Genomic DNA, 7030 nt, shown 5'->3' on the forward strand with positions numbered 1-7030 from the left:
ATTTAAGCTCAGGGCTAATTAAAATATTAAACCTTTAAAAGGCTAACTTTAATCTCCTTGTGCCACTATACAACGGTTTCGACCATGCTCTTTTGCGTGATAAAGCGCTTTATCTGCACATTTATATACTTGGTCTATATCATTACTATGCTTAGGCCATGTTGCAATCCCAATAGAAATAGTAATAAAGCCAATGGTTTTCATATTTGTTGATTCAACGGTCATGCGCAGTCGTTCAGCTATTTTTAAAGCACTTTCACTGCTTTCATTAGGTAAAACAAGCACAAACTCTTCGCCACCAATTCGAGCAACAATATCGTCTTTTCGTGACAAGTTTTTAATTATGTTAGTGAGTGATTTAAGTGCTTCGTCGCCAACGCCATGCCCAAAGGTATCGTTTACACGCTTAAAAAAATCAATATCAATTTCTAAAAGCGCAAACGGTGTTTGTTTAACCATAAGTTGGTTAAGCAAACCATTTAAGCTTCTACGGTTATGGGTATTGGTTAAAGGGTCTGTTTCTGCATCGTGGCGTAATTGCCCTATTTGCATTTGTAAAATATTGACACCTTTAAGCATCGCAAGCTTTAATCTTTGGCTTTCAAAATACCACGATTTAACATTTTTGAGCTTTTCAAAACTTACAGGATCATCAAGGGTATTTACTCTATCAGCAAGTTGTTTAAGCGGTCTTGAAATAAAGTGAGCAAAAAAGCCTATTAAAATAAAAGTAATAATAGCTTGAGGTAAGGTACGTTTAATTACTTCAACTATCAGTAAATCAAGCGAAGTGAGTGTGGCTCTAACAGAGCGCTGCGCTACAATTCTCCACTTTGCACGCGTAACAGGTGCAAAACCCGCTAGCATTCCTTCACCTTGTCTGTTTGTCGTCTCAGAAGTACCAGCCTTACCTGCTATAACGCTATTAATAATAGAGTTATCCCCCGCATATAAACCAACATATTTAGGGTCAGGGTGATAAAGAATGCGTTTATTCGCATCTATTACATAGATGTATGTTCCCTGTCGATAGTAATGCTGCTCAAGTAAGTTATTTAAAGTATTTGGCTCATTCAAATATAAAGTCCCGCCTATATAACCTAAATAATCACCTTGGGTATTAAATAATGGATGCGAAATAAAGATGATTAAATTTCCTGCAACCGACATATAAGGATTACTAATTAAAGGTCGTTTTTCTTTTGCAGCCTGGAGTGCACCGGTAGATGAAATAGGCTGATTGATTAGTTCAGGAAGCTCAGGGGAAGTAGCGACAACAATTCCGCCCTTATTAATAACAACAGAGTTAAAACTATTTGTTTGGAGATTTAACCGAATGACTTCTTGTTTTAACAAATTATCGTCTTCAATTTGTTGTTCTACTATTTTTGCAGAATAAGCGACTTGTTGCATTGCGGCTTCTAAAAAGCTGTCAGTTGCAGAGGCTAATTTTCTGGCGTAAGCGTAATTACTTTTGAGCGTATAATTTATTAATTGCTCTTTTTGTACTTGGTAAGTCGAATAAAAACCACTTACAAGAGTGCTCAAAGAAGCCGTTAACGCTAAAAGTAAAATAAGAAGTCGGAGGTTTAAAGCAGGTAATAGTCTATACCGCAAAGTGTTATCTTCCAAAGCGAAGTTAAAGTTACTGACGCTAATAAATGTGTATAAAACATTCAATTATAACGGTTAAAATAATATTATGCGAACATTTACACATCAAATATTAACATTAAAGTTACACATGTATTTGATTAATAATTTGAAGCTTTGTAAATGATCACGCTTGAGTGCTGTATAAGTAGATAGAGTAAAATTTTTGCATTTAGTTTTTAAACCTATAAATAAATTTAAAGATAAGCAAACTAAAAAAGCCATTAACGCAATGTTAATGGCTTTTGTTTATAAAGTTTTATTTATTAATAAAAATTATAAGTTATTTTTTCTGCGACGAGCAAATAACACAGGAGTTAATAATGCTATTAACCAACCGAATGAACCACTACTACCTTTGTTTTCTGTAATAGTTGCAGTTGCTACTGTTGTATCTGAGTTACCGTTTCCATCACTAACTTCTAGTTGGAAAGCAATTACTTCATCACCAGAAACTTGTGGTGCTTCAAAGCTAATTGATGAATCACTACCACTTAAGCTAACTGGGGTTCCTGATAACTGTTTCCAAGCGTAAGTTAATGCATCGTTGTTAGCATCGCTAGAGATAGAGCCATCCATAGTTACGCTAGTGCCTTCTCGTGCACTTGATACATCGTTAGCTGCAGCTACTGGTGCTACTTCTACAACGCCAAAGCTATAAGTAGATTCAACTGTACTGCCATCAATTGTATTAGTTAACACTAGTTCTTTGTTAGTTCCTGACTGTCTAGGAATTAAATCAAAGCCCACTGTCATAGTCTCTGTTGACTCACCCGCTACACGTGTAACAGTCCACTCAACGGTGTTTTCAGTTACAACGCCATCGTTATCAACGTTAGCTATTTCTTGTCCCTCTGTAACCATTGCTTTTAATGTGTAAACCTTATCAGCATTGGTAAAGTTTGGCTCAATATCAAAGCTAACAGATTGAGCATCACCAGGCATTATTACTTGGCTTTCAGCTTTTATCTCGTCAGATACAGTTTCAATTACTTCATCATCTGCAAACGATACTGTTAATGGAATTTGTACTTCTGTAGAGCCATCACCTGATTTTAATGATAGTAATGAGCTGCTACTTACGTTATCAGACCATGTAACCGTTAAGTCAAATGAACCATTACTTTCTTCAACACTAGCGCTAACAGTATCACTCTTAGAATCTTCATTTGTTAAGATTGACGCTGCACTAATTACAACTTCATCAATAGCATCTGGTGCTGATGCAGTAAAGCTGTCTGCAACAATGTAGTAAGTATCTGCTGGTAAGTTAAGGAAAGTAACTGACTCGTTTGAGTTAGGACCAGCACTGCTACCAATGTTATTAAACTCGCCATCTAAAACTCGTAAATCTATATCAGGCGCAGTTGCTGATGAAGTACTAAATACAACATTTGGTACAACTTCATCAAAAGTAAGTACTATAAAGTCTAAATCACCATCTTCAACAAATACTGTTTGTGGCTCAACTAAGTCAGAGCTTTTATCAAACACACCAACTTCAATATTACTTAAACTCTTAGACATTAAATCTGTAAATGTGTAAGTACCGCTTGAGCGTGATGCCGCTACCGATAATGCTGCTGGTAAGTTGCTTTCAGCTACTTGCACTAAAATCGGTAAATGAGCATCTGGTAAACCGGCTGAAGTTAGTTCAAGGCTACCAAAGTTCCATACATCTGCAGCAGATGCGCTTACATCAGCAGTTACCGTTACTGTTTGTGTTTCGCCTGCTTTAATATCAAAGCTAGTTGGTGAAACAGTTAATGACATATTATTAGATGTTGATACTGGCGTTGCAATCCAGTTAGCATCTTTAGTTGCTGTAAATGTACGAGTCCAAGTACACGTATCAATACATTGTGTATTTGTCATTGAAGGAATGTTTAGTGATAAAGGAACGCCGCCCGTTGCTGGGTTTGCCTTCATGTAGTTACCAAACGTTTCATCCATGATTAGACCCGTATTAGTCGCTAAATTAACGCGAATACTACCTGAGCCCATATCAAATACGTCAGCTGGTGTTGAACCGTCTTCTTTACGTACATCGGTTGTAGCCGTCATCATTAATGCTGAACGAATGTTATCTGGTGTCCATGTAGGATGTGCAGATTTTAATACCGCACCAGCGCCTGAAGTATGAGGTGCTGACATTGATGTACCTTGTAAAAAGGCAAAGTCACCTGGAGAAGGAGCCGTTACATCATTACCAAAATCTTGGTCATTGTAAGCTGCATAAATTGATACGCCTGGCGCTGTAACAGAAGGAGTCATAATATCAGCAGTAGTGCTGTTAGGACCACGAGATGAGAAGTCAGCCATATCGTCAGCTTGACCAACAACCAAAGTGATTGCAGGGTCGATAGAAATTGTCATGCCTGAAGTAGAAGCTAATGCATCTAATAAATCTTTACCTGAGTTTTCAGATATAGCTACAGAAGGAATAGTTGTGCCTTCTAAGCCTGACATAGTAAGACGTGTATCACCATCAGTATTATTGTAAACAATAACGGCAGCAGCACCTGCAGCAGTTGCATTAGCAACTTTATCTGAGAATGCACATGCACCACGACTAATTACAGCAACAGCATCTTTAAATGAATCAGCAGCGAAAGCACTACAGCCTTCAAAGTTATTTGCATCAACAGATAAAGAGGTAATAGGAGAAGCAGTTACAATTTCAGTAAACACAGGACCTGTGCCGTTTGAATATGCAAACGCTTCATCGTTAAATGTAACAAAGCTATCTAATGATCTACCATGCGTTGAAGCACCAACAACAGTATACCAAGGTGCATTTTTTGATGTTGTGTACGCTTCTGGACCATCGTTACCCGCAGATACTGCGGCAAAAATACCCGCTTCTTGTGCTGCTAAAAAACCAAGTTCAGTAGCACTTGCCCAAGGGTTACCGCCACCACTAATAGAGTAGTTTAATACATCAACACCATCAGCAACTGCATCGTCTAGAGCTGCAACAATAGCTGCCCCAGGACAACCCGTATATTTATCATCAGCATTACCAGGGCTACAAATTTGGTAAGCAACAATATTAGCATGCGGTGCTACACCAGATATTTGTTCAAACGAAAATGTATCATTAACAATACCGTCACTTTCTAATACACCAGTTTCTAGTGCAATTAACGGTACATTTTTTAAAATATTACCGCCTGCTGTACTTGCAGTATGTGAACCGTGACCGCCGTAATCTTCACCATTTTTAGCTGGCGGTGTAGTACCAAACACTTCTACATCGTCATAGTTATCAGTAACACTTGCGTATGAACGAACACCAATTAATTTATCGTTACATAGTTCAACAAAATCAGCGGCACAATCACCTACATAATTACCTTCGCCCCATGGGTTAGTATGGTTGTAGCCATCACCACCAATATCGGCAAATGAATCATGGTCTGTATTTACACCACTATCAATTACACCAATAATAACGCCTTCACCCATGTTAGTAGCTGAATTGCCTTCGCCTTGCCATACTTGAGTAGCGCCAATATGGATAGGACCTGTATCAGTGTCCATTGTTTCCATACGTTCACGTTCAACATATTCTACGCCATCTAAAGCAGCTAATTTTACAGCTTGCTCTTGAGTTAAGCGCATAGCAACACCGTTGAATGCATTTTTATATTTATATACAACGTTTGCTTGTTTACCCAATGAAAGGCGAGCTTTAGAAAGGAAGTTTTGCTGTTTATCTTCAAGGTAGTTAGTGTATTGAACTGCATCTGTAGATTTAACATCTAAACGTAATTCATTACGTACTTGTTGCGAACTCATTTTGCTATTAGCTAATTTTGAAAAAAGTTCTTTTTTAGCTATTTTAGGGCTTGTAGCGGCAAAACCAACAACACTACCATCGTAGGTTGCTAAAGGAAGATCGGCTAAACGAACAATATAAGTGTATTCGCCTGATGCTAGGTCTGATTCAACAACAATTTTTTTTGCTGTTTTAACTACGCTAGTAATTGAGCTAGATGATGCTTTAGTTTTATCAACTGCTGATTTTGCGAGTGCTATTTGTTGATGAACACTGCTTCCGCCGGCTACAGAACTTAATGATACTGTTAATAATGCTGCTGAAACAGCTAATGCTACTTGGGTCTTCACTGAACACTCCTTGCGCTTTTATACGCATTTAATTATTATTTTTTGATAATTTATTTAAAAAATTTAAGTGGATTTAAATTAAAATAAATAAATGAGGTTATTTTCGAAAGATAACACATGTCATTAAAATGTAAATCCAGTGTGCATAGGCTTTTATAGGGAATCATGAGAGTTCTAATTTTTAGTATGAAAAAAAACAAGAGGTATATTAGTAAAAAAGCAAAATAGAATAAAAATAAAACACAAGAAAAAACATGTTAGAAATTGATTTAAAACAACTTTAATGAAAACAAAACAACATTATCAATATTCTATAAAACTAAGTGAATTACTCACAATACTTTTTTATTGCAGGAATGGGGATTTACATTCGTTTACACACAGCTGGTTTCCATATTCGATTTAATTAGATATGTATACTATGTAAATATATTTTGCTTTAAATTTCATCTATAAGAACAACATTGTTACTCCTTTAAAAATAGTTAAGCTTAAGGTTTTACACACAACTTAAGCTTAGCCATATATTTTAAAGGTGTAGATCTTTTAAGGGAAATGTTTTTCATACAAGGGAGGCTTTAACTTAGTAAGCTCAATCTCTCGTAAGCTAATATTTTATAAATATAAGTAAAAATATAGCAATAAACATCACAACCTTTAATTTAAGGTGCACCGAAGCTTAATTTCAGCACTCATTTATCGCTATATTTAAGTCATAATTATTACGTTAAAACTAAGCAGCTAAGCTCTTTTTTTTAAGTTGCTCGCATAACTCAACCCAATCAGTTGATTGCTTTTTACCTTCAACCCTTCGACCAAATAAAGTCATTACTGTGTTTCCTTGCTCATCAAAAAACTCAATAGAATGAACAAGTGTTTCGCCATTATCAGTTGGTTTTATTACAACAAACGCACGCGCAAAATCATCACTTTTAATATGTAAATTAAAGTCCTCATCCAGTACGTTATACCAAGGTCCTGCTTGTTTTAAGTTAGTTAATGTACCTGAATATATTTGTACTGCGGCATCGTTATTTACAAAAATCATCACTTCATTTTGCTGTGTTTTTAATGTTTCAAATATAAATGGCAAACTTATAGGAGAGATCTCTTGTGCCCACCTAGGCTGTGCTCATAGGTTAGACATTAAGAGATAATTGGATTCAGGCCGCATTTTAATCGTCCTTTTTCTTTATCTCTTTTTGGGTTCGCTCTTCGTGCATATTTTGACAAAAAACTGATAGTT

Annotated in this window: 2 protein-coding genes and 1 pseudogene; all 3 read right to left on the reverse strand. The window is 36.3% G+C overall.

The genetic code is table 11. The features are described from left to right. Positions 1 to 48 precede the first annotated feature (48 nt). A complete protein-coding gene (locus I6F65_RS06880; protein WP_206018185.1) occupies positions 49 to 1617 on the reverse strand; it encodes a sensor domain-containing diguanylate cyclase in 1569 nt (522 codons plus the stop codon). Between the two features lie 312 nt (positions 1618 to 1929). After that, positions 1930 to 5784, reverse strand: a complete 3855-nt coding sequence (locus I6F65_RS06885) for a S8 family serine peptidase (protein ID WP_197112146.1) — start codon at positions 5782 to 5784, stop codon at positions 1930 to 1932. A gap of 733 nt (positions 5785 to 6517) precedes the next feature. Next, positions 6518 to 6898: pseudogene (locus tag I6F65_RS06890) on the reverse strand (ChuX/HutX family heme-like substrate-binding protein); the annotation flags it as partial. Positions 6899 to 7030 lie beyond the last annotated feature (132 nt).

It is taken from the genome of Pseudoalteromonas sp. SWXJZ94C (genome assembly GCF_015864385.1).
In the GTDB taxonomy this organism is placed as follows: domain Bacteria; phylum Pseudomonadota; class Gammaproteobacteria; order Enterobacterales; family Alteromonadaceae; genus Pseudoalteromonas.